This window comes from Micromonospora sp. 4G55 (assembly GCF_016803375.1).
Window position 1 is genome coordinate 1 of record NZ_JAEVHN010000603.1, and the last position, 3,687, is coordinate 3,687.

Sequence of the window (3,687 nt, forward strand, 5' to 3'; positions counted from 1 at the left end):
CGCCGGCGCCACCCCGAAGCTCGTCACCCGGGGCGCCGCCACGCTGAAGGCCGCCACCACCGAACTGGAGCGGTCCGCGAAGATCCCGGGCACCGCCTGGTGGACCGACCCCGCCACCAACCAGGTCGTGGTCTCGGTCGACAGCACCGTCACCGGCGCCAAGCTGGACAAGGTCAAGGCCGCCGCCGCCCGTACCGGTGGCGCGGTGCGCGTCGAGTCCGAGACCGGCGTGCTCAGCACCCGCATCTCCGGCGGCAACGCGATCTACGCCGGTGGTGGCGGTCGCTGCTCGCTCGGCTTCAACGTGCGCAACAGCGCCGGTACGCAGTTCTTCCTGACCGCCGGGCACTGCACCAACATCTCGGCGAGTTGGTACTCCAACTCGTCGCAGACCACCTACCTCGGCCCGCGCACCGGCACCAGCTTCCCGGGCAACGACTACGGCATCGTCCGGTACGACAACAGCTCCGTATCCCGGCCGGGCAACGTCTACCTCTACAACGGCAGCTACCAGGACATCACCGCCGCCGGCAACGCGTATGTCGGCCAGACCGTCCGGCGTAGCGGCAGCACCACCGGCGTGCGCAGCGGCTCGGTGACCGCCCTCAACGCGACGGTCAACTACGCCGAGGGGAGCGTCTACGGCCTGATCCGTACCACCGTGTGCGCCGAGCCGGGCGACAGCGGCGGCTCGCTCTTCGCCGGCAGCACCGCGCTGGGCCTCACCTCCGGCGGCAGCGGCAACTGCTCCTCCGGCGGCACCACCTACTTCCAGCCGGTGACCGAGGCGCTCAGCGTCTACGGCGTCAGCGTCTACTGATCCAGCCCACGCCAGCGGGCCGCCGGAGGATTCCGGCGGCCCGCGTCGCGTGCCCCGGCGGGCCGGCCGCCGCCGGGCACGCCGATGGTGCTGGCCCTGTCCTCCGGCGGCGGGAACGGCACGTGCAGGAAGAAGCCGCGGCCGTCCCGCTGCGGCGGTCGGCTCAGGGCAGCCGACCAGGCCGTCGAGGAGCGGGTCCGCGAGCAGGGGGACGGGGACCCCGAGGCACGGCACCGGCCGCCCGTCGGTCCACGGTGACGGGCCGGCCGCCACCGGCGGCCCACGCGAGGTGTGCCCGCCGGGCGGAGAGCACCGCCAGCAGCGGCCAGAGGGCGACGGCCAGCGCGGTCACCCGCTCGGCCAGCCCGGTCCGGGACCCTCCGGTCACCTCGAACGCGAACCAGCCGAACAGGCTCAGCAGCAGCACGGTGACGCTCAACCCCACCGCCCGGCGGAACGCCCAGGGTGGCTCCGACTGGGCCGGGTGCCCGACGTCCGGGCCGCGCGGCAGCCGCAGCGCCGAACCGGCCGGCCAGAGCGACAGGGCGAGGACGGCCACCGTCGCGACGACGCCGTGGCCGAGGGAACCGCCGACCGTCGGCCGGGGAAACGCGACCAGCGCGACGGTGGCCATCCCGCCGACGGCGAGCAGGAAGCGGCTGGGCAGCCCGGCCGCGTGCAGGACCGCGGCGGTCGCCAGGTAACAGCAGCCGAGCAGCACCAGACAGCCGATCATGATCCAGGGGTCGGTGGCCTCCTGCCCCGCCAGCTCACTGATGGTGTCCCGGATCGGGTCGTAGCCGGCGGGCTGCCGGGCGCCGGCGACCGTCCAGCCGGTGATCAACAGCGCGGGTGCCGCCGCCGCGGTGGCCACGGCCCAGTTCGGTACGGCGCGCATCCAAGCACGGTAACCGCCCCGGCGCTCCGCCGAGCCGGAGTTGGCTCGTCCGTCCACCGAAGAATCGCCCGGTCTGCCGGGTGCCCGGGAGGAGCGACTGTCGCCCCTGACAGAATGCCGGTGAGGACTGTTCCACGATGAGGAGTTGCCAGCCGTGATCCGTACCCACAATGCCGGAAGCCTGCGCGCCGCGGACGCCGGCTCGACGGTGACGCTCGCCGGGTGGGTGGCCCGCCGGCGCGACCACGGCGGTGTCATCTTCGTCGACCTGCGCGACGGCTCCGGCGTGGTCCAGGTGGTGTTCCGCGAGGAGGACGCGCACGCGCTGCGCAACGAGTTCTGCGTGAAGGTCACCGGCGAGGTGACCCGCCGGCCCGAGGGCAACGAGAACCCGGAGCTGCCCACCGGCGAGATCGAGGTGACCGCCGCCGAGCTGGAGGTGCTCTCCGAGGCGGCCCCGCTGCCGCTGCCGGTCGACGACCAGGTCGAGGCCGGCGACGACATCCGGCTCAAGTACCGCTACCTGGACCTGCGGCGCAGCGGCCCGGCCAACGCGATGCGGCTGCGCTCGCGCGCCAACCAGCTGGCCCGGGGCGTGCTGCACGAGCGGGACTTCCTGGAGATCGAGACTCCCACGCTGACCCGGTCCACCCCCGAGGGTGCCCGCGACTTCCTGGTGCCGGTCCGGCTCCAGCCCGGCAGCTGGTACGCGCTGCCGCAGTCGCCGCAGCTGTTCAAGCAGCTGCTGATGGTCGGCGGCATGGAGCGGTACTACCAGATCGCCCGCTGCTACCGCGATGAGGACTTCCGCGCCGACCGGCAGCCGGAGTTCACCCAGCTCGACATCGAGATGTCCTTCGTCACCGAGGACGACGTGATCGACCTCGGTGAGGCGATCGTGTCGACGCTCTGGAAGGACCTGGCCGGGCACGAGATCTCCCGGCCGATCCCGCGGATCACCTGGCACGACGCGATGGCCCGGTACGGCTCCGACAAGCCGGACCTGCGCTACGGCGTCGAGCTGACCGAGCTGACCGACTACCTGCGCGGCACCGAGTTCCGGGTCTTCGCCGGCGCGATCGACGCCGGCGGGTACGTCGGCGCGGTGGTCATGCCGGGCGGCGCCGCGCAGAGCCGCAAGGAGCTGGACGGCTGGCAGGACTGGGCCAAGGCGCGCGGCGCGCGCGGCCTGGCGTACGTGGTGCTCGACGCCGAGACCGGTGAGGCGCGCGGCCCGGTGGCGAAGAACCTCTCCGCCGAGCACCTGGGCGGGCTCGCCGACGCGGTCGGCGCCAAGCCGGGCGACGCGGTCTTCTTCGCCGCCAGCACCAACACCCGCGAGGCGCAGGAACTGCTCGGCGCGGCCCGGATCGAGATCGCCAAGCGGTCCGGCCTGATCGACGAGAGCGCCTGGGCGTTCTGCTGGGTGGTCGACGCGCCGATGTTCGAGCGCACCGACGAGGGCGGCTGGACGGCCGTGCACCACCCGTTCACCTCCCCGAACGCCGAGTGGGTGGACCGCTTCGAGGAAGCGCCGGACCGGGCGCTGGCCTACGCGTACGACATCGTCTGCAACGGCAACGAGATCGGTGGCGGCTCGATCCGTATCCACCGGGGCGACGTGCAGAAGCGGGTCTTCGACCTGCTCGGCATCACCCCGGAGGAGGCGCAGGACAAGTTCGGCTTCCTGCTGGAGGCGTTCAAGTACGGCGCCCCGCCGCACGGCGGCATCGCGTTCGGCTGGGACCGGGTCTGCATGCTGCTCGCCGGAGCGGACTCCATCCGCGAGGTCATCGCCTTCCCGAAGACCCGGGGCGGCTTCGACCCGCTGACCGGCGCGCCGACGCCGATCACCGCCGAGCAGCGCACCGAGGCCGGCATCGACGCCAAGCCCAAGGCGCCGACGGGCGTGCACGCCGGCACCGCCGGCCCGGCCGCCCCCGGTGGCCGACCCGGTCTGACCCGACCC

At 73.3% G+C, this 3,687-nt stretch carries 3 protein-coding genes; 2 read left to right on the forward strand and 1 reads right to left on the reverse strand.

The genetic code is table 11. The annotated features are described in order from the left end of the window. Positions 1-820, forward strand: an 820-nt coding sequence (locus JNW89_RS30770) for a S1 family peptidase (RefSeq protein WP_238451745.1), incomplete at its 5' end; no start/stop codon positions are given. Positions 821-983: 163 nt separating this feature from the next. Here the strand turns inward: JNW89_RS30770 and JNW89_RS30775 are convergent. Then, a complete protein-coding gene (locus JNW89_RS30775) occupies positions 984-1,718 on the reverse strand; it encodes a DUF998 domain-containing protein (RefSeq protein ID WP_238451746.1) in 735 nt (244 codons plus the stop codon). A gap of 154 nt (positions 1,719-1,872) precedes the next feature. On the opposite strand from JNW89_RS30775, the gene aspS reads away from it, so the two are divergent. Further along, on the forward strand, positions 1,873-3,687 hold a 1,815-nt coding region (gene aspS / locus JNW89_RS30780; protein WP_238451747.1), incomplete at its 3' end, for an aspartate--tRNA ligase.

Coding starts and splice junctions, on each gene's coding strand:
- JNW89_RS30775 (WP_238451746.1), bottom strand. CDS start 1,718: ATGCGCGCCGTACCGAACTGGGCCGTGGCCACCGCGGCGGCGGCACCC.